General features: G+C 27.2%; 20 protein-coding genes and 2 other annotated features. Of the genes, 7 read left to right on the top strand and 13 right to left on the bottom strand.

The window, feature by feature from the left end:
• Positions 1–340: 340 nt before the first annotated feature.
• The gene (locus I2E83_RS07330) at positions 341–2,260 is read left to right on the top strand and encodes an ABC-F family ATP-binding cassette domain-containing protein (RefSeq protein ID WP_195264891.1); all 1,920 of its coding nucleotides are present in this window, start codon (positions 341–343) and stop codon (positions 2,258–2,260) included.
• A 79-nt stretch (positions 2,261–2,339) separates the two neighbouring features.
• On the opposite strand, the gene dut is transcribed toward I2E83_RS07330, so the two are convergent.
• The 4 genes from dut to I2E83_RS07310 all read right to left on the bottom strand — a co-directional run bounded on the left by dut (position 2,340) and on the right by I2E83_RS07310 (position 7,343).
• The gene (gene dut, locus I2E83_RS07325; RefSeq protein WP_195264893.1) at positions 2,340–2,780 is read right to left on the bottom strand and encodes a dUTP diphosphatase; all 441 of its coding nucleotides are present in this window, start codon (positions 2,778–2,780) and stop codon (positions 2,340–2,342) included.
• A gap of 144 nt (positions 2,781–2,924) precedes the next feature.
• Positions 2,925–3,584 carry a prealbumin-like fold domain-containing protein gene (locus I2E83_RS07320; protein ID WP_195264895.1) on the bottom strand — a complete coding sequence of 220 codons (660 nt, stop codon included), beginning with the start codon at positions 3,582–3,584 and terminating at the stop codon, positions 2,925–2,927.
• 95 nt (positions 3,585–3,679) lie between these two features.
• The gene (locus I2E83_RS07315) at positions 3,680–5,920 is read right to left on the bottom strand and encodes an EAL domain-containing protein (RefSeq protein ID WP_195429314.1); all 2,241 of its coding nucleotides are present in this window, start codon (positions 5,918–5,920) and stop codon (positions 3,680–3,682) included.
• Positions 5,921–6,065: 145 nt separating this feature from the next.
• Positions 6,066–7,343, bottom strand: coding sequence for a uracil-xanthine permease family protein (locus tag I2E83_RS07310; protein WP_195429312.1), 1,278 nt, complete (start codon positions 7,341–7,343; stop codon positions 6,066–6,068).
• A 321-nt stretch (positions 7,344–7,664) separates the two neighbouring features.
• On the opposite strand from I2E83_RS07310, the gene I2E83_RS07305 reads away from it, so the two are divergent.
• Positions 7,665–8,411: a polysaccharide deacetylase family protein gene (locus tag I2E83_RS07305; protein WP_195264901.1), complete on the top strand. Its 747-nt coding sequence runs from the start codon at positions 7,665–7,667 to the stop codon at positions 8,409–8,411.
• 57 nt (positions 8,412–8,468) lie between these two features.
• On the opposite strand, the gene I2E83_RS07300 is transcribed toward I2E83_RS07305, so the two are convergent.
• From I2E83_RS07300 to I2E83_RS07270, 8 genes are all read right to left on the bottom strand, one after another.
• Positions 8,469–8,987 (bottom strand): tryptophan transporter, encoded by a 519-nt coding sequence (locus I2E83_RS07300; RefSeq protein WP_195264943.1) that lies wholly within the window; start codon positions 8,985–8,987, stop codon positions 8,469–8,471.
• Between the two features lie 140 nt (positions 8,988–9,127).
• Positions 9,128–9,359 (bottom strand) — a binding site (T-box leader).
• A 31-nt stretch (positions 9,360–9,390) separates the two neighbouring features.
• On the bottom strand, positions 9,391–10,767 hold the full coding sequence (locus tag I2E83_RS07295) for an MATE family efflux transporter (protein ID WP_195429311.1): 1,377 nt from the start codon (positions 10,765–10,767) through the stop codon (positions 9,391–9,393).
• A 144-nt stretch (positions 10,768–10,911) separates the two neighbouring features.
• Entirely contained in the window at positions 10,912–12,648 is a 1,737-nt protein-coding gene (locus I2E83_RS07290) for an EAL domain-containing protein (protein WP_195429309.1), read from the bottom strand.
• A gap of 53 nt (positions 12,649–12,701) precedes the next feature.
• Positions 12,702–12,827 carry a hypothetical protein gene (locus tag I2E83_RS18160; RefSeq protein WP_257443197.1) on the bottom strand — a complete coding sequence of 42 codons (126 nt, stop codon included), beginning with the start codon at positions 12,825–12,827 and terminating at the stop codon, positions 12,702–12,704.
• A 19-nt stretch (positions 12,828–12,846) separates the two neighbouring features.
• The gene (locus I2E83_RS07285) at positions 12,847–13,035 is read right to left on the bottom strand and encodes a DUF4250 domain-containing protein (RefSeq protein ID WP_195264906.1); all 189 of its coding nucleotides are present in this window, start codon (positions 13,033–13,035) and stop codon (positions 12,847–12,849) included.
• Positions 13,036–13,671: 636 nt separating this feature from the next.
• A complete protein-coding gene (locus I2E83_RS07280) occupies positions 13,672–14,538 on the bottom strand; it encodes an ATP-binding protein (RefSeq protein WP_195429307.1) in 867 nt (288 codons plus the stop codon).
• A gap of 190 nt (positions 14,539–14,728) precedes the next feature.
• Entirely contained in the window at positions 14,729–15,493 is a 765-nt protein-coding gene (locus I2E83_RS07275) for an EFR1 family ferrodoxin (RefSeq protein ID WP_195429305.1), read from the bottom strand.
• Positions 15,494–15,556: 63 nt separating this feature from the next.
• Positions 15,557–16,915 carry an FAD-binding oxidoreductase gene (locus tag I2E83_RS07270; protein ID WP_195429303.1) on the bottom strand — a complete coding sequence of 453 codons (1,359 nt, stop codon included), beginning with the start codon at positions 16,913–16,915 and terminating at the stop codon, positions 15,557–15,559.
• A gap of 411 nt (positions 16,916–17,326) precedes the next feature.
• On the opposite strand from I2E83_RS07270, the gene I2E83_RS07265 reads away from it, so the two are divergent.
• Genes I2E83_RS07265 through I2E83_RS07255 form a run of 3 tightly spaced genes read left to right on the top strand, consistent with a single transcriptional unit; the run spans position 17,327 to position 18,446 of the window.
• Positions 17,327–17,602, top strand: a complete 276-nt coding sequence (locus I2E83_RS07265; protein WP_195264914.1) for a spore coat associated protein CotJA — start codon at positions 17,327–17,329, stop codon at positions 17,600–17,602.
• The gene (locus I2E83_RS07260; RefSeq protein ID WP_195264916.1) at positions 17,602–17,865 is read left to right on the top strand and encodes a spore coat protein CotJB; all 264 of its coding nucleotides are present in this window, start codon (positions 17,602–17,604) and stop codon (positions 17,863–17,865) included. Before I2E83_RS07265 ends, I2E83_RS07260 begins: the two co-directional genes overlap by 1 nt.
• Complete coding sequence (locus I2E83_RS07255) at positions 17,865–18,446, top strand: manganese catalase family protein (RefSeq protein ID WP_195264918.1); 582 nt, start codon at positions 17,865–17,867, stop codon at positions 18,444–18,446. Before I2E83_RS07260 ends, I2E83_RS07255 begins: the two co-directional genes overlap by 1 nt.
• A 50-nt stretch (positions 18,447–18,496) precedes the next feature.
• On the opposite strand, the gene aspS is transcribed toward I2E83_RS07255, so the two are convergent.
• Positions 18,497–19,783, bottom strand: coding sequence for an aspartate--tRNA(Asn) ligase (aspS, locus tag I2E83_RS07250; RefSeq protein WP_195429302.1), 1,287 nt, complete (start codon positions 19,781–19,783; stop codon positions 18,497–18,499).
• A 222-nt stretch (positions 19,784–20,005) separates the two neighbouring features.
• Positions 20,006–20,228, bottom strand: a binding site (T-box leader).
• A gap of 110 nt (positions 20,229–20,338) precedes the next feature.
• Between aspS and I2E83_RS07245 the strand changes: the two genes are divergently transcribed.
• On the top strand, positions 20,339–20,512 hold the full coding sequence (locus tag I2E83_RS07245; RefSeq protein WP_195264922.1) for a hypothetical protein: 174 nt from the start codon (positions 20,339–20,341) through the stop codon (positions 20,510–20,512).
• A gap of 15 nt (positions 20,513–20,527) precedes the next feature.
• Positions 20,528–20,773 (top strand): spore coat protein, encoded by a 246-nt coding sequence (locus I2E83_RS07240; RefSeq protein WP_195264924.1) that lies wholly within the window; start codon positions 20,528–20,530, stop codon positions 20,771–20,773.
• Positions 20,774–21,030 lie beyond the last annotated feature (257 nt).

Below are 21,030 nucleotides of genomic sequence, written 5' to 3'. Positions count from 1 at the left end.
TAGATCAAAATTTCTATTTAAGTTTAAATACATCTTTAAGCAAGTAGAATCAGTGGTTTAAAAGGGGCTCACGTTTCGTTAGCCCCTTTATAAAAATAATAAATTAACTTTTTAAGGAAATAAAGTTTACTTGAAATTGAATAAATTTTATATTAAATAAATTTCTGAGACTGCACCTTTTACTTATATACATATAATATTATTTTTATTTTATTAAAAACTAAACATAAAAGTTTGTGTATTTGCTTACCTTAACACCTTAGAGTATAATAAAATTGGAATTATTGAAATTTATAAGTTTAAATGTATTTGATATATAAGATAATCATAGGAGGATGAAATGATAGTTTTAAGCTGTAAAGATATATCGAAAAGTTACGGAATAAGAGATGTACTAAAAGATATTACTTTTTCAATCAATGAAGGTGATAAGGTTGGAATCATTGGCGGAAATGGAGAAGGAAAATCAACCTTGTTTAAAATAATATCTAAAGAATTATCACAGGATTCTGGTGAAATATTTATAGATAAAAATAGAACTATAGGATATTTAACTCAACACGTTGATTTAGATTTGAATAATACTATATATGATGAAATGAATTTAGTATTTAAAGAGCTTCTTAATATTGAAGAGAGATTACATTCATTAGAAATAAAAATGGCTGAACCTTATAACGAGGATAATGCAGCTTATCATGAAAAAATTATAAAAGATTACACTACTCTTCAAGATTTATATTCTCATAAAGGTGGGTACACATATAAGGGTGAAATATCTAGAGTATTGAAAGGTCTTGGTTTTCTAGAAGAAGACTTTGATAAAATTATAAACACTCTTAGTGGTGGACAAAAAACCAGAGTTTCACTTTGTAAACTACTATTAAAAAATCCAGACATAATTTTGCTTGATGAGCCAACTAACCATCTTGATCTAGAAGCTATTGAATGGCTAGAAGAATATCTAAAAAATTATAAAGGAACTGTTTTAGTAATATCACATGATAGATTTTTCTTAGATGCTGTTACAAACAATACCTTTGAAGTTATTAACGGTCATGTTAATTGTTATAATGTTCCTTATACTAAATTTATTGATCAAAGAAAGAAAAATTATGAAGCTCAACTTAAAGCTTATAATCTTCAGCAAGCTGAGATTAAAAGACAAGAAGCAATAATAGAAAAGTTTAGAAGCTTTAACAGAGAAAAAAGTATAAGAGCTGCTGAAAGTAGAGAAAAAGCCTTAGAAAAGATGGATAGAATAGATGCTCCTGATAAGGAAAAAGAAGCGTCTAAAATTCAATTCGAAACTTCTGTCAAAAGTGGGCATGATGTTCTTCATATTGAAAATCTAGCTAAAAGCTATGGAGATAATAAGCTCTTTTCAAATCTTAATTTAGATCTTAAAAGAGGCGAAAAAGTAGCATTAATTGGAGAAAATGGTCGTGGTAAAACAACTCTCTTTAAAATTATTTTAGATAACTTAAATCCTGATAGTGGTAAAGTTATACTTGGAACAAATGTAAATGTTGGATATTACGATCAAGAACAATCTAATTTAAACCTAGATAAGACTATTTTAGATGAAGTATGGGATGAATTCCCTAATTTAACCACATCTAAATTAAGAGGTGCATTAGCATCATTCTTATTTACTGGAGATGATGTATTTAAAATAATTAACACTCTTAGTGGTGGAGAAAAATGTAGGATTAATTTATTAAAGCTTATGTTATCAAGGTCTAATTTATTATTATTAGACGAGCCAACAAACCATCTTGATATAATGTCTAGAGAAGCTCTTGAAGACGCTCTATTAAGTTATGATGGTACATTAATGGTTATATCCCACGATAGATACTTTCTAAATAAAGTAATTAATAGAATCCTAGAGCTTAACGAAGATGGCATTAAAGAATTTTTAGGAAATTATAGTTACTATCAAGAAAAGAAAATTAATCCTAATAGATTTGAAGTTTTAGAAGAGTTATCAAATGGAAAAACTAAAACTCAATTGAAAGATGAAAAGAAGAAAAAAAGAGAAATTGAAAAAGAAGAAAAAGCTTTAAAATTGAAAATAAAGAAAATAGAGGATGATATATCAACAGGAGAAGAAAAATTGTTGTCTCTCCAAGAAGAACTTTGCCTTGAAGAAATTTATTCTAATCCTTCTGAAAGCGGAAGAGTTAATAAAGAAATAAGAGACTTAGAGGAAAAAATCTCTAACCTATATGAAGAATGGGAAAAGTTATCTAATTAAAGCACTTTTGCATAATTATTAATTTTAATAGGAGCTGTCTTATGACAGCTCCTATTTTTAGTAATATCTTGTAAGTTACTTATCTTTTTCCTGTTGATCCAAAGCCACCTTCCGCTCTTTCAGTTTCACTTAGCTCTTCTACTTCATCCACTTCAACATACCATACTGGTTTTACTACCATTTGTGCAATTTTCATACCTTTCTCAACTATAAAGGCTTCCTTCCCATGGTTTATTAATACTACACCTACTTCGCCTCTATACCCTTCATCTATAGTTCCTGGTGTATTTAAAACAGTAATTCCATGTTTTAATGCTAATCCACTTCTAGGTCTAACCTGTGCTTCAGTTTGAGGTGGTAACTCTATCTTTATTCCAGTTTTAATTAATGCTGTTTCTGATGGATTAATTAAAACCTCTTCTACTGAGTATAAATCTAACCCAGCATCACCTTTATGTGCATAATTAGGAATTATAGCTTCATTATGTATTTTTTGAACTTTTAATTTTAACTTATTCATTTGTATTCCTCCAACAAAATATTAATTCTATTGTAACAAGTAAATCTTATTTATGTCCATACTTATTCTAGGTAAATTAAAAAGAGATAAATTAAATCTTAAATTTATCTCTTTTTATAAGTGTATAAATATTTTTCCTCCATCCTATCTTCTGTAATAAGTAGATTTTATTTTATTTACTACACATATATTTGCAGATTTATTATCTTTATCTATAGTAACTTCATTCCATGTATAGTATGAAGGCTTTTCAAAAAATCTTCTATCTACTATTGCTATAACCCTATAACATCCATTTTCTAAATTATCGAATACTACTTTTCCATTTGCATCAGTAAATTTTGAATTATACAATTTAGGAGATATCCCATTTAATAAATATAAATTTATCCTTGCTCCCTTAAGCTCTACACCCTCTCTACTTGCAAGCCTTGATATGACTTCAATTCTACCCTTTTCCTCCACTTCATTATAATTATTATAATTATTTTGTAGATTATATTGAGAGCTATCTTGTGAGATACCTTGTAATTTATCTTCTATATTTGAATATAGTCTGTCATAAGGATTTTCATATTGTCCCTCACTACAAACTTGATCACTAAAATCACTTTCTATTATTTCTTCTTCTTGATTATTGCATATGTTGTCTCTATTAATAGTTCCTGTAGAGTTATCCTCTCTAACTTCCCCATCAACTTGAATAAATAAATTTAAATTTCCATTTTCATCTACAGTATATTGATCTTCATTATTATTATTATTTTCATCACTATGATATTGATCGTCGATAACTATTTTCATATATACCTCCAAAGCATAATATAGTTACATAATATGCTTCACCTATAATTTTGGTGATAAAATAATAAAAAAAAGTGTCAAAAGACACTTTTTATTTAAGAAGAAATCATTTTTACAGCTTCATCAAATTCAATAGGTTTGCTAAAATAATACCCTTGAATAACATCACAACTAATTTTCTTTAAAAAATCTAGCTGTTCTTTAGTTTCAACCCCCTCTGCAACTACTAAGAGGCTTAAGTAGTGTGAAAGTTCAATAATACTATTTATTATATACTCACTTTTTTCTTCAACAACTATTCCATCTATAAAACTTTTATCTATCTTTAATACATCTATAGGCAAAGTTCTTAAATAACTTAATGATGAATATCCTGTTCCAAAATCATCTAACGCCAACGAAACTCCTATATGTTTTAATTTTTCTAATGTGTTTATATTTTTTTCTGCTGATTTCATTATTATACTTTCTGTAATTTCAAATTCTATATATTCAGAATTCAAATCATAGAATTTTAATGATTCAGATATAAACGAAACTATATCTTCATCTCTAATTTGCACCTCTGATAAATTTATAGCCATTTTAAACTTTTTAGTAGTTATTAATGTTAATTCTTTGCACTTTTTAAAACTCTCATTTATTATGTATTTTCCTATAGGTATTATAAGCCCTGAACTTTCTGCTATTGGTATAAATTCACTTGGTGATACTGGTCCTAAGGACTTACTATTCCATCTTACAAGCGATTCAAACCCTATAACCTCTTCCGTATCTACTTTAATCTTAGGTTGATATAGCATTTTTATTTCGTTATTATCTACAGCAACTCTTAATCCCTTTTCTATATCAAATTCTCTATTTAGAATTTCTAATATTTTTATGTCAAAAAACTCATATCTATTTTTTCCATTAACTTTTGCAAGATACATAGCCATGTCTGCTCTTTTTAATAAAATAGGCATATCACCCCCATCTATGGGATATACGCTAACCCCTATGCTTAATGTACAAAAAATTTCTTTTTCATTTATTATTATTGGATTACTTAACTTTTTTATTATATTATCTAAAATGTATTTAATTTTATTCTTTTCTTGTATATTATATTGCACTAATATAAATTCATCTCCGCCATATCTAGCAAAAAGAGAATCTTTTATCTCCATATTATTAATAATTTTTGCAAACTCAATTAAAAGTAAATCTCCAGCATCATGCCCATATGTATCATTGACATATTTAAAGTTATCTAAATCTATAAAAATAAATGCGATTTTTTCATTAGGATAGTTCTTTATATGATTTGTAACCTCTCTTACAAAAAACCTTCTATTAGGAATCCCAGTAACTTCATCATTGAAACTTAAATAATTAATTTCAAGTTCCTTTTCCTTCCTATCCGTTATATCGGAAAGAGCTCCATGAATAAATAAATCCCCATTCTTTTCTAATGTCTTTTTTCCTTTACTTTGAAGCCATACAACTCTATTATCCTTACTTAATATTCTATACTCTATAGAATAAAATTCTTCTTTTTTTGAATTTAGAACCTTATCTATTTTCTTATTATATATATCAATATCATCTTCTAGTATAAACTTCTGCCAACTTTTATCTGAAATTAGTACGTCGCCTTCCCCTCTAATTTCTAAATACTCTCTAATACTATAATCAATTGATATAATGTTTTGATTAACATTCCACCAAAATGCAATGTCTTTAGAGCCCTCTACAGCTAATCTATTCTTATTTTCTATAACCTTATTCATATTTTCTACTCTTTTTCTTTCAGTTATATCTGTAATAAATCCAGACAAATAAAAAATATTATTTCTTATCTTTCCCTTTCCTTGTACTTTAAGTAATAGCTTTTCTCCCGAAAAATCTATTATAGATGATTCTAAAAAAAAGTTATCTAATATCCTATTATGTATAATGTTTTCAATGAAAATTTTTATATCTTCTCTTTCATCTTCAACAATAAATGAAAACCATTCTTCAAAGCTCTCTATGTCATTATTAGTTTTTAAAATCTCTTTCATCTTTTTAGACATATATAATTTATTATTTTCACTATTCCATTCCCAAATTGCACCTTCCAATGCATCTATAGCCATTCTATATCTTCTCTTATTTGATTCTGCTAATTTATATAGCTTTTTATATTTCCTATTTGTATAAATCAATCTAATCATTAACAATAAAATAATAAAGAACATGATAAATAATAATGAAGTCAAATTATCAAAATTACTTTTAACTATTAATATAATTAAACACAGAGTAGTAAATATGAAAATACTATTCTTTTTTCTTTTTTTCAAGATTATCACCAGTGCCCTTCCTTTAAAATTATATTCTAATAATTATATATTTTATCATATTCTTCCACATATTAACATAATTTTAACTTGATAAAATTAAAAAAAATAGACGTATGTAAATATGTCACATTCGTCTATTTTACTCTTTTATTATTTATTTAAATATCTTCGTTAATATTATGTTTAATGTAACACCTACAAGTGCTGACAAACTTAAACCTGATATACTTACTGTATCTGTTATATTTATCCCTATAGCCTTTGGCATAAATAATCCTGATAATCCAATAAATATAATTGTTATTATAACTATTATATTCTTTATATTAAATTTTACACCTTCATTCCTAACTGTATTTACTCCAACTAATGCTATCATTGAAAATAACATTATACTTATTCCGCCCATGACTGATGAAGGTATAGTTCTAATTACCGCTCCAAACTTATCTATAAAACTTAATATTATTGCAAAAACTGCTGTTAATCTCAATATAGATGGATCATAGTTTTTAGTTATTGCTAATACACCTGTGTTTTCTCCGTATGTAGTATTAGCAGGTCCACCTATAAGCGATGCTGTCATAGTGGCAAGACCATCTCCTAATAAAGTTCTATTTAGACCTGGGTCTTCAATAAAATTCTTTCCTACTATAGTACCATTAGTTGTTATATCTCCTATATGCTCCATAAAAACAGCAAGTATAACTGGAACTACTATCATTATCGCACCTGAATCAAACTTTGGCAAAGTAAATTTTGGTACTGCTATAAAACTTGCATTTTGAATTGCAGTTATGTCAACTTGTCCTAATACTAAACTTAATGTATAGCCGACTATTACAGCAATTATTATAGATAACTGTGATATAAACCCTTTAGTAAATCTTTTTATGCATAAAGCTAGTCCTAATGTTATTATTGCTATTATTAATTCTTTTCCTGAACCTGCTTTTCCAGCTATAAATGAATTTACTCCTGCCATATCTAAAGCTGTTGGTATAAGATTTACACCTATAACTACTATCATCGGGCCAACAACTTGTGCTGGCAAAATACTTCTTATCTTAGATACTCCTATTTTTTTTACTATAAATGAGACTAAAGCATAAATTAATCCTGCTACAAACATCCCACCTTGAGCATATCTTAAATCACCATATTGAGTTGCAACTGCACCAATTACCGGAATAAATGCAAATGAAGATCCTAAAAACACAGGAACTTTACCTTTAGTACATAAATGAAATATAATAGTTCCTATTCCAGCTGAAAATAAAGCAACTGATGGATCAAGTCCTGTTATTATAGGGACTAAGACCGTTGCTCCAAACATTGCTATTAAATGTTGAAGGCCTAAAACGCTTTTTAGTAAGCCTCTCTTCACATTACTTAAACTATTTGTTTCTTTCGTCTCTACATATTGTGCCATTTAATGACCTCCCTATTTTTATTAATAAGGAGAAATTCCTATTTCTCCTTTTCTAGCCTCTCTGGACTAATTTAAAAAGGTATTTTTAAATAAAAAAACTTCTCTATAAATATCCAGAGAAGTTATAATAATCCTACAATAATTTTACTTCTTTTGAGCCTCTCTGGACTAATTTAAAGAATGAATTTTCTTTTTTCAAAATTATATCATCTACTTACTATTATTTCAATATAAATTTTAATTTCCATATAATAAATATTGTATTCTTTGAATTTTTAGGAATACTAGTACTAGCATAATAAGTTTTAGGAGGATATTAATATGAAATTTAAAAATTTTAGAAAGAAGTTATCTACAATTTCTATGGCTATTATATTATCTTTCTCATTTATAACTAATACTCATGCCATAGAAATCACAGAAGATTCATCTAACGAGAGTAGGCAGGAAAAAGTAGTATATCTTACTTTTGATGATGGTCCTGGAGGGAAAATTACACTTCAAGTTTTAGATACATTAAAAGCAGAAAATGTTCCAGCCACTTTTTTTGTTATAGGATGCCAAATTAAAGGACAAGAAAATACTATTTTAAGAATGAAAAATGAAGGTCATAGTATTGGACTTCATAGTTTTTCCCACAATAGAAATAAATTATATTGTGAAAATGAAGGTTTTTTGAAAGAAATGAAACAAGATCAAGAAACATTATATGAGGTTACAGGAGAAAAATATAATATTTTAAGATTTCCATTTGGATGTAATAATCAATCTTACAAGTTAACACAAAAATTAGTAGATACACTACATGAAAATAATTTTAAAATATATGACTGGAATACCGATAGCGGCGATGGTGCAAATCCTAACTCATCTCCTGAATGCATAATAAAGAAAGCATGTAAAAGTCAAGATAAGGATACTGTTGTAATTTTAATGCACTGTACATATATAAATAAAAATTCCGCTAAAGCTTTACCTTCTATAATTAAATATTATAAAGATAATGGATATACTTTTAAAGCTATCGATGAAAATACTCCAGAGTTATACAAAGTAACAAAGAAATAATTTTTGGGAGCTGTCTAAGCACAGCTCCTATTAAAAGTTTTAAATTAACAATTTAACTTATTTACTTATTAGTACACCTGTGGCTTTTAATGCTATTCCAATAGCCTTATATAATATCATGCCTAAGAATACATTCATTATTGCAGCAGGTATAACAACAATACTAATTAGACTAACAAAAGATCCTGGTAAACCTACTAATAAACTTGCAGATCCTAAAAATACTAGTCCACTTACTATAGTCCCAAAACTTAAAGCTATTAGCATTTTTATATTATTGCTTAGTCTATTTCCTATTAATTTAAATATAAAATACATTACGTTTGCTGTCACAACTTTATCTATAATATTTGGTAGTTGTCCACCTGGGAATTTTGTAGTAAGAGCAGTTAATACTCCCATTATAATACCTGATATTAAAGAAGTCTTATAATCATTATTTATTATTATGATTATAAATAACATTGCTAACGCAAAATCTGGTTGCATAGGTAACCCTAAAGCTGGTGTTATTTGATGTAATAAAGCTCCAATAGCTATTAATATTGCATTTAGTATCATTTTTTTTACATTCATATTTCTATTCATATTCAAAATCTCCTTTTTAAAATAAATTTATATCAAAATAGTTTGTCCTCTCTACTTCATAACATAATTACCAGCTCCTTTAATCATTACTTTATTAATTTAAAATAAAAAACGCCCTATACAAAAATGTATAGGACGATATTATCCGCGTTGCCACCTAAATTGCTTTAAAAGCCTCTCTCATCAGGTACTAATATACCCTATTCCCTATATCGTGGGACCTACGGATCAACTACTTTAATAAAATTTCGTATCACTCCTCCGAGGCCCATTCACTATTTGTTATAGTACCGAAATCACACCATCTTCGGCTCTCTGAAACCTTACATAATAGCTACTCTTCCTCATCAAAGGATTAGTTAATTATTAATTTAATAATATACTATGCTATCTATTCATAATTGTCAACAATTTCAAGGAATTTTTTTCTATTCGGAACTATTACCATAAAAATAAATAATCCCAATAATAATAATCCCTTGATTATACTTGTACAACTTATACTCCACCAAACTCCGTTTATTCCAAGTGAAGGTATACTGCTTAATAATATTGCAAGAGGTATTCTAAGACCAGTAAACAATATACTAACCCAAGATGGCGTAACTGTATTTCCAAGACCTGAAAATGCTCCTGCTGTTGTAATTTCTATGCACATAAATAATTGGGAATATCCTAAGATTTTAAGATATATAGCACCTTGTGAAATTGCTTCAGCTTCAGGTATGAATACTGAAAAAACGCTTCCTCCTGCAAATACTAACAGTATAGTAGAAAAAATTCCTACCAAAGTTGCCATAACCATTGTTGCTTTATATCCCTTTAATATCCTGTCCCATCTATTTGCTCCATAATTTTGTCCTACAAAGGCTGTTAATGCTGCTGCAAAACCTTCTGCTGTCATCCATGATATTGCTTCTATTTGTGATCCAACCTTTTGAACTGCAATTGCTACTGGCCCCCATGATGCAATTACTCTTCCAATTATCATAGCAAAAACTGAAAACAAGCAATTTTGAAGTGCCGTTGGAATCCCAAATTTACATATTCTATACATATAACTTTTATCCAAATACTTCTTATTTTTCAAACTTAAGCTATATCCATTTTTTATAAATGATATTATAAATATAATAGTAACAATAGCTTGTGCACTAATAGTTGCTAGGGCTGCTCCAATCACTCCAAGCTTTGGGAATCCCCAAAGTCCAAATATCAATATTGGGTCAAATATTATATTAAAAGCTAGTCCAATAGCATTTATCAAAAAAGGAATTTTGCTACTACCAGCAGCATTAAAGATACCTGTAAATAATGGATTTAAAAAGCTAAATATCATTCCAAATGACACTACAATTAAGTAGTCTATAGACATTTTTATTATGCTTTCATCTCCTAAATTAAAGAATCCTATTAGTTGATTTTTAAAAACTATTAAAATAATCGTATATAATATTGCCATTACTATATTAATAAATAAACTATTATATATAAATTTATTTCTTTCCTTAACATCTTTCTTTCCTATTGCTTGAGCAACACCTATTTCTGCTCCAATTTTGGATATAAATACAAGTGCGCTTCCAAACCAAGTGAAGAAACCTGCTGTTCCTACTGCTGCTACTGACTCGCTACCTATTCTGCCTACCCACATCATATCTATCATATTGTAAGCCATTTGTATGAAAGATGTGCCTAAAATCGGTACAGACAATTTTAGTAGTACATTAAATATATTTCCTGACACTAAATCTACTGATTTTTTCATATGTACCTCCTTATTTATGATATTATTTATCTTCAAATTATATATTTAGTAGTATCTTTTTTCAATATACTTATATTTATTTATTCACTTTTTTTGAATATTAAATATTCTTAATAAAACTTAAAGGATTACCTAGGTAATCCTTTATTTACTTAGCATATTTATTATATTTTCAAAATGCTCAGGTTTACTATAATAAAAACCTTGTACTGTATCACATTCTATACTTCTTAAATAATCTACTTGCTCTTTTTCTTCTACACCTTCAGCAACAACTGTCATGCCAAGTTTATGTGACAATTGAATAATATTTTCTACTATGTACCTACTTTTGTCATTTTCAGACATATCAATAACAAAACTTCTATCAATTTTTAAAACATCTATTGGCAACTTAGTTAAATGATTCAAGGAAGAATATCCAGTTCCAAAATCATCTAAAGCAATGGAAGCACCTAATTCTTTTATTTGTAATAAACACTCTATGTTCTTATCTACTGATTTCATTATCATACTTTCAGTTATTTCTACTTCTATGTACTTAGGAGGGACATTAAACTCATCTATCAAAGAATTAAAGTATTCTAATAAATCACCATCTCGTAATTGTATTTCAGATAAATTAACTGCTATTTTAAAGTTATCATAGCCTTCTAATAATAGATATTTTACCTTTGCAAAAACTTCTCTTAATACAAATTTTCCTATTGGTATTATAAGCCGTGTATTTTCAGCTACAGGAATAAACTCTCCAGGACTAACAAAGCCTATTTCATCACTTTTCCATCTAAGTAATGCTTCAAATCCATTTACTTCATCATCTGTAAGCCTCACTTTAGGCTGAAACACAACAAACATCTCATTATTATCTAATGCAGTTCTAAGACCTCTTTGAATTGAGTAAATTCTATTTATCTCTCTTGATATGTTATTATTAAACATTTGCCATTGATTTTTACCATTGCTTTTAGCTATATACATTGCAGCATCAGCATTTTTAAGCAGCACTTCAAAATTTTCACCATCATCAGGGAAAACTGATACTCCTATACTTGTTGAAGAATAAATTTTATGACCATTTATGTCATATGGATTTTTTAATATTTCCATAATTTTTCTTACCGTAGCATTTATTTCATTTAAGTAACTTATAGATGAAATAAATATTAAGAATTCATCTCCACCAAATCTACATAACAATTGATCATCATTAAATATTTTCTTTAAGTCTTCTGAAAAATTCTCCAAAAATATATCTCCGCATTTATGCCCATAAGAGTCATTTATAAACTTAAAATTATCTATATCTATAATTATTAATGCTCCTCTAGATTCTGAAATAATGTGCTTCTCAAGTTCTTTCTCTATAATATTTTTGAATTGCTTTCTATTATTTAATCCAGTTAATTCATCATAATAACTAATATACTCTAACTTTAAATGTGCCTCTTTTTCTCTTGTTATATTATGAACATATCCTTCAAACCCTAAAAATTCGCCTTTATTACTATTTCTTGACTGGCCTTTAACACTAATCCATATATCTTCCCCTAAAATATTAGTCATCCTAACTTCAATTTCTTCTAAATTATTTTTTATACCATCAATTAATATATCAAAATAATCTTGGCGAAAGTAGCTTCTACACTCATCAAAAGTTATTATACTAAAATCATCTTTGTATCCTGTAATTTCTTTATTGTTCCCATAAAGCATTATTAAATCTTCTTCTTTATTTACAGAAATAAATAGTCCTTTAATAGACCTAATAAAAGATTCTTTTGAATTTAATAAAAACTCTTTTTGTCTATCTTTAAGATTATTCGAAGTCTTATCGTTAAGGGAACCAACATCCATGTTATAACTATTTTCCCTAATCATATATTTAAATCCTTCTCAAAGTATATTTTTATATTTATTATATAATTTAAAACTTATTTATTTTCTTCTACTTTCGCTTCATCTTTTGATTTTTCTTTATTATCATTTATTAATGTTGCAACTAAAGCAGCTCCAGCAGCTACAACTACCGCTAACTTACCCAAGCTTTTCATTTTCATAAATTGTTCCTCCTACCCATTATTTAAATTGATTTTGATCTCTTTCATATTTATATCCTATTGAACTTAATTTGTTTTTTAATTCTTCTTCTGTTACCCCTATGTCTTCACATAATGATGATAAATTAGAGTAGAAATCTCTTAATTTCATATTTATCATACTTAATAGAATATTAGGATCCATAGATAAAATGCTTTCTCTATCCATGCTATTTCTCCTTTTTATATATACAATTTCTATATATTTGGAATCTTAAATAAAATATACCATATATCTTTTAATAAAAAAAGTACATTATACATCTTTTTGTATATTTATTAAGATAAATATAGAATAATAATTTACTTTTTTATTATCGTAATTAATTATATTATTTTTATATGTTTCAACTATTTTTTTATAAAAGCTAAGGAGCTGTTGCCCGATTAAAAATGCAGAATTTATAATGTAGAATGAGGGTAAAAACTACTGAAAGTATTTTTAAAATAATATAAATTTAAATATTTCAGTACGAAATATCACCGAAATTTTAAATTTTACATTCTACATCTTAAATTAAATAGCATTCTGCAACAGCTCCTTATACAAGCTTTATTTAATTAATTATTTAACTTCTGGTACTTTAGAAGCTTCACTTTTCTTTGGAGATTTATATCCATTCTTCTCCCAACTTGCTTCTTGATGTTTCTTAGCCATTAGCTTTCACCTCCATTATATTATTAGTATTCATTATCTATTTTTTAATTATTCTATATTCAATTTAATAAATTATTATTTCATAAAAAAATAAAGATATTATGTAGACAATCTTTCTTACATAATATCTTTATTATAAAACTTTAATTATTCTTCATCGTAAACTTCTAAATACTTTGTCTTTATACCATCTTTTTCCCAACCAAGTATAGAGTCTAAATTAACATTTTCAGCTGCCTTAAATATTGATTTTTCAACGCCATCAAAATTTTTCTTAAGCTCTTTTATTAATTCTTTTATCTCATATCTCTTATTTCCTATTTTCTCAGCTGCAACCATACATGCACAATTTAATGGCCAAATTCCTGCATTATTAGTAAATCTCTTTATATACTCTTCTTCTACATAATAAAGCGGTCTTATAAGCTCCATATCTTCAAAATTAGCTGCCTTAAATTTAGGAAGCATAGTTTTAAAATTACCTGCATAAAGCACATTTAATAATGTAGTTTCTATAACATCATTGTAATGATGTCCTAGTGCTAACTTGTTACATCCAAGTTCTCTTGCTTTACTATAAAGAGATCCTCTTCTCATTCTTGCACAAAGATAACATGGATAATCTCTTGCCATCTTATCTATAACTTCGAAAACTTTTCCCTCATATATATGTACTGGTATTCCAAGATGGTTACAATTCTCTATAAGTAATTCTTTTATTTGTGGATGATATCCTGGATCCATTGCTATAAATTCTAATTCAAAGTTCATTTGTCCATGTTTTTTAAGCTCTTGGAAACACTTAGCCATAAGTAGCGAATCTTTACCACCAGAAATAGCTACTGCAATCTTATCTCCCTCTTCTACAAGATTATAATCTTTGACAGCTCTTACAAACTTAGTCCAAATATGTTTTCTATATTTTTTAACAAGGCTACGCTCTATTTCTTCTAAAGGCTTTTTTTCTTCAGTAGGAATTAGTCTCTCGCAGCCTTTACCTGCTATACTACTCATTTTATCACCTCATTTAATAATCCTTTTCAATTATATCACTTTTTAAACTTATTGTCTTTACATAAATATGGAGTTAGCACAATTAAAAATGTAGAATGTACAATTAAAACTAAAGAAATTTTAAATTTCACATTCTACATTTCAATTATTAGAAAACTTTCCAACACCTATATATAATATTTTACTTTAATTAACTTATCAGTTCATTTATTTCTATATATGGATTCTTATATCTATTTTTCTTTACTGTACTTTTTCCTATATTTATAGCTTTTTTAGGGCATAAATTTATACATGCCATACAGTCTGTACAATTACCTTTCCAAGTTGGAATACTATTTTTCATTATAATATTATCTGCAGGACATGCCTTCTTACAAATTTCACATCCAATACAGTCACTATTAACATTAAAATTTTTATCCTTACTTTTATACACATTTTTCCACATTGAATAAAGGATCTTATTTAATCCAAATTTATAATTGCATTTTTTAATTTTTCTTTCTTTAATTTCATTAATAAAATCTTCTAAAATTTTTTCATTTTTCTCAATTGCTTCAATAGCTCTTTTTTCACTTGGATTTCTACCTGCTCTTATATAGTTAGAAATATATTTTATACATACAAAATTTGATAAAGTATTCGTATCTTTAATTATTTCATTTATATGGGCAAAGCTACTTTTTGCTTCTCCTCCACCAGATACCCCTACTGCAAAAACATAGGAATTTTTCTTTAATTTTAATTTACTTAATAATTCTAAAGTTATTATAGGTAAAGAACCAGAATGTATTGGATATATAAACCCAACTGTATCATCATCACAAATAAAATCATTATCTCTTAATGCTTTCGTCATAGATATTAATTCTACATTTTCATCTAATGCTTCTTTTATTTTCTTTGAGACATATAAACTATTCCCAGTTGAAGAAAAATAATAAATTTTCATAAATAATCCCCTATCCTACTTTGTATAATCTATAAATAATTATAGAACTAATTGAGTAAATTTCTATTTTTCACTTTTAATAACTTGAGGATAATTAAAAACATTATATGGATCATATTGTTTTTTAATCTCTTTTAATCTTTTAATATTTTCTCCATAATATTCTTTTTCGTAATTATCTAATTCATCTAAAGGAAAATTAACAAAAGATCCTTCTGTTAGCCTTTCTATTGCTCTAAAATTACTCTTAACCCATTCCTTATTTATATCTGCATATTCATCTTTTTCCCAAACGGATTGAATTCCCATTATAAACTTAGCATCCCTATAATAATATGCTGTATCTAATTTATTTACATCAGCAATTGCTCCTCCAGCTCCATAAAATGATATTGCAGTATAATATGATCCTTCTGTTGGATTATCTATTATTTCTATAAGTTTTTTTATTTCGTTATTATTATAGTCTCTATATACAAACCTTCCTGTTGACTTATACTTTTCATAATCAGGATGACTATCTTGAATCCATCTATTACATTCTAATATGCTCATATCCTCTACTTTAAGCTCAATTGAAGTTGTTATATCTTCTAAAGGTTTAAGTATTTCTCTTGCTTCATTGGAACTTCCATAAAATAATCCTGTAAGTTTAACTCCTCTTCCTCTTTCAACTGAATTATATATTGCAGTTTTTAAATTCATTCTTCTATCTAAATTTTTATATAATTCTTGAAGAATCTCAATAACTTTAATATTATCTTCATTAGTAATATTAGGATAATTTATATTGATTAACGTGCCCATTTTAATTTTTTCTTTTAACTTTATAGTCATTGAAGTTATAATCCCAAAATTACATCCTCCACTACCTTTACAAGCCCAGAATAAATCACTATTTGATTGTTCATTAAGTATTAATTTTTTTCCTTCATAATTTATCATTTCAACTTCAAGTAAACTATCACATGCTAACCCTAGAAATCTGCTTGAATATCCCCAGCCACCACCAAGTACTAGACCTGCTACACCTACAGTTGGACATCCCCCTCCTGGAAATGCATAATTCCTACTTCCTAGCGATTCATATATTTCTCTATTTCTTACTCCACCTCCTATTTTTACAAAACCATTATTTTCATCTATATTAATTTCATCCATTTTACTTATATCTATAACAGCTACATCATTACCAGTTGAATATCCTTCATAACTATGTGCTCCAGATCTTACTCTTATTTCTATAGAATTCTTTCTAGCCCATAGTATTGCATTAATAACATCTTCATCATTATGGCAATATATAATTACTAATGGATATTTTTCAATAGCTCTATTCCAAGCTAATCTACTTTCTTCATATTCAAAACTTTCTTTGGTAATTATCTTGCCAGTTAATCCTGAATAATCAACATTTCTCATTTAATCACCTTCTGTATATTATTTTTATAACTTTTGTAAATTATTTTATATATAAGATGATAACATATCATTCCTTAAAATCAATAAAAAGAGTCATAATAAAATTCATTCATAATTATGATTTTTTCAATAATATAAATTATCAAAAAAAATTTTAATATTTTTTCAAAGCTTTACTCTTCTTAGGCACATTACGAATTAATATAATTCTCATTTTGGTCTTAATTTTACTTGAACACACTTCTAAAATATTCAACATTATTTATTAAATATCTTTATTTTTCATCTAATATATCTACAAATATTTAACTATTTTTAAATCCTTTTTATTTTTTATTTATTTTTTATCACATTTCTACTTTTTTCTACATAGTTTATAAATATAGATGATAAATGAAAGGATGTTAATTTATGTACTATCGTAAAGATGATGATTGTGAAAAATGTAATGATTGTGTAAAAGACCCTAGCAAGATTTATTGTGATATATCTTGTCCAGATACAAGTAAAAACTGTCGTGAATCATATAAGGTTTTTAATCCTCCTGTATATGCTAAGGCATTTATTGCACTTCAACCATATGAAAATTTATTTAATATAGAGGATGCATTTGCTGCTGGAACAATATTTAAAGACTTATATAGTCCTTATTGTGATGTTCAATATATTAAAGGAGGACATAGATAATGAGACGTGAAGACTACCTAGAAAAAATACAAAAATTACAATTTTTTGTTGTGGATTTAAATTTATATTTAGATAACTTTCCTGATTGTGAAAAAGCAAAACATGATTATGAAGTAATATCTTGTGAACTAAAAAAGACAATTTGGGAATATGAAAAACAATATGGTCCATTAACCAACTTTGGTTCTTCTTACTTCCAAAATCCTGAAGCTTGGGTTAATAGTCCATGGCCTTGGGAAAACATGAAAGGAGGAAAAAATTAATGTGGTATTATGTTAAAACATTAGAACACCCTGTAAACTTAAAATCAACAGACTTAAAAATGGCTAAGGTTCTTATAACTCAATATGGTGGCCCAGATGGAGAACTTAGTGCTGCTCTTAGATATTTAAATCAAAGATATTCAATGCCTACAAATAAATCTAAAGCACTATTAACTGACATAGGAACAGAAGAGATGGCTCACGTAGAAATAATAGCTACAATGGCTCATCAAATTATGGAAAATGCATCAATAGAGCAAATTAAAGCTGCTGGCATGGATGGTCATTATGCTGATCATGGAAAAGCTACTTTCTACACTGATGCTACTGGAAATCCTTGGACTGCTACTTATATCCAAGCTAAAGGTGATGTAATTGCAGATTTGCATGAAAATATGGCAGCTGAACAAAAAGCTAGAGCAACTTATGAATGGTTAATGAACTTGACAGATGATGCTGAAATAAAAAAAATATTAGGATTCCTAAGAGAAAGAGAAGTTGTACACTATCAAAGATTTGGTGAAGCTTTAATGGATGTACAAGATAATACTAATCTTACAGACTTTTGTAAAGAAAAATAGTATCAGGACTACCTTAAAAGGTAGTCCCTTATTTTTAACTCATTTATTAATTAAGGTATTATGCGAGTTCTATCCCTAGGAATAAGCGATGCCTCTCTAACATTTTCTAAATTTAATAATTGAGATGTAATTCTTTCTAATCCTATTGCTAATCCTCCATGCTTTGGCATTCCATATTTAAATATATCTGTATAGCTTTCATAATTTTTTGGATTTAATCCTTTGCTTTTTATACTTTTCATTAACATATTATAGTCATTAATTCTCTGTCCGCCTGTTGTTATTTCAACACCTTTAAAAAGTAAATCAAAACTTCTAGTTCCATTTTCTTCAAAAGGCATTGTATACATCGGTCTCTTACTCCTTGGATAATTTGTTAAAAAGATAAAGTCACATCCATACTTTTCTTGTGCATATTTACATATTAGTTTTTCTCCTTCTGGGTCTAAATCTCCATTTAAATCTTTCTTAGCATATACATTTTTTAATATTTCTATTGCCTCATTAAGTTCAATTCTCGGTATACTATCTCCTATTTTAGGCAAATTAACATTTAATATTTCTAAATATTTTCTTCCTTTTTCTTCTACAGTCTTTAATATAAACTTTATTAATTCTTCCTCTAAGTTCATTATTTCAAACTCATCATCAATAAATCCCATTTCCAAATCCATGCTTATATATTCATTCAAATGTCTACTTGTATTATGCTGCTCAGCTCTATATACATGAGCAACTTCAAAAACCCTTTCAAATCCAGCTCCTACCATCATTTGCTTATAAAACTGAGGACTTTGCGCAAGATAAGCAGTTTTTTCAAAATACTCTAATTTAAACACTTCTGTTCCACCTTCTGCTCCTTCAGCAACTATTTTAGGTGTAAATATTTCTGTAAATCCTCTATTTATTAAAAATTCTCTGAAGCTTTGAACCATTATATTTTGTATTTTAAATATAGAATTAACTTTTTCATGTCTTATACTAATTGCTCTATTGTTTAATATAGTGTCTAAATTTAGATCTAACTCTTTTTTGTTTATTTCTATTGGAAGTTCCTGTGCTTCACTTATTATTTGAAATTTTTCAACTAATATTTCAAATGGATTTAGCGAATTATTACTATCTTTAGCTATTCCAATGATTGATACTACAGATTCAAGTTTTAATGAGTTTAAATCAATTTTATTATTTTCTATAACACATTGTACCAATCCAGATCTATCTCTTATTATCAAAAAAGTTATTGATTTTAACTTTCTTATTCTATATAACCATCCTTCTATTTTAATTTCTTTTTCTATAAAATTAGGAATATCATTAATTAATACTCTTTTCATATCTACTTTCCTTTCACTATTTTATAATTATTTTTATAGTTTAAACCTATTAATCTTAATTAGTTATTGATAAAAAAATAGCCCCTTGAACAAAGTATGCTCAAGGGGCGATAAAACTTCGCGGTGCCACCCTTTTTTAACTTTATAAATATAAAATTAACTTTAACTTTAAGAAGTACATTTAAAGCGGGCCCACCTTAAATAAAAAAAGCCTCCACTCCATATAGGAGCGAAGGCTATGTTCACGGTACCATCCTAATTTAACTTAATTAAATAATTAAAAAGTTATCTCTATCTATTAACGCTAGAACACGTCTTACTCTACTTAATTTCAAGTAAGCATCTCAAAGATGTCTTTCGATATCAATTTCTCATGAAGCTCTCACCATCCTTCACTCGCTGAAGATACTCTTTAAATATCTACTCTTCTTTTCATCGATTTTTTCTTTTAATTTATATTATTCCCTTAATGAGTAAATGTCAATATAAATTACAAAAACTATTAAGAATATATTCAAATCCTTTTACTAATAATAAAATTGGAGGTGATACATCATGACTTCAAAAGAATTATTATATATTGAAGATGCCTTAGGACATGTACAATTCATGCAAACAAAGTGCCAAGAAACTGCATCAAAAATTCAAGATGCAGAGTTAAAAAATCTAGTAACTCAACTAGAAGCTAAGCATAAAGAATTGTTTGGAAAATTATATTCATTATTATAAAAGGAGGGTTGTAGCATGGATGATAAAAATTTAATGGAAAATATTTTATTACTCACAAAAGGTGCTGCTGATTTATATTTACATGGAACAATTGAATCTTCAACTGAAAATGTATATCAAACCTTTGATGATTTATTATGTGAAACATTAAAAATACAACATGAAATTTATAAAAAAATGGAAGCTAAAGGCTGGTATCAAACAGAACAAGTAGATGCTCAAAAAATTCAACAAACAAAACAAAAATATACTATGCAATAACATATTAAGAGAGATGCTAAGTAAAATTAACGTCTCTCTTTATCTTAGATAGTATTATCAATTAAATTAAATAAACTACTATTTTTATATTCTAATTATTAATTTTATAATAAACTTATATAACTAATCATCTACTATTTTCTTTCAAAACTCATAAATCTGCTTCATTGGAATTAAAGAATCCACTATCCCCTTATGCTAACAATTCCTATTCTATACCTAATAATTTTATTTCACACTTCCCTATTAGAAAATTA

Origin of the sequence: Clostridium sp. D46t1_190503_E9, from assembly GCF_015555225.1 — a bacterium.
Classification (GTDB): Bacteria; Bacillota; Clostridia; order Clostridiales; family Clostridiaceae; genus Clostridium.
The sequence above is the reverse complement of the archived record's forward strand: the minus strand, read 5'-3'. Positions and strand labels throughout refer to the sequence as shown.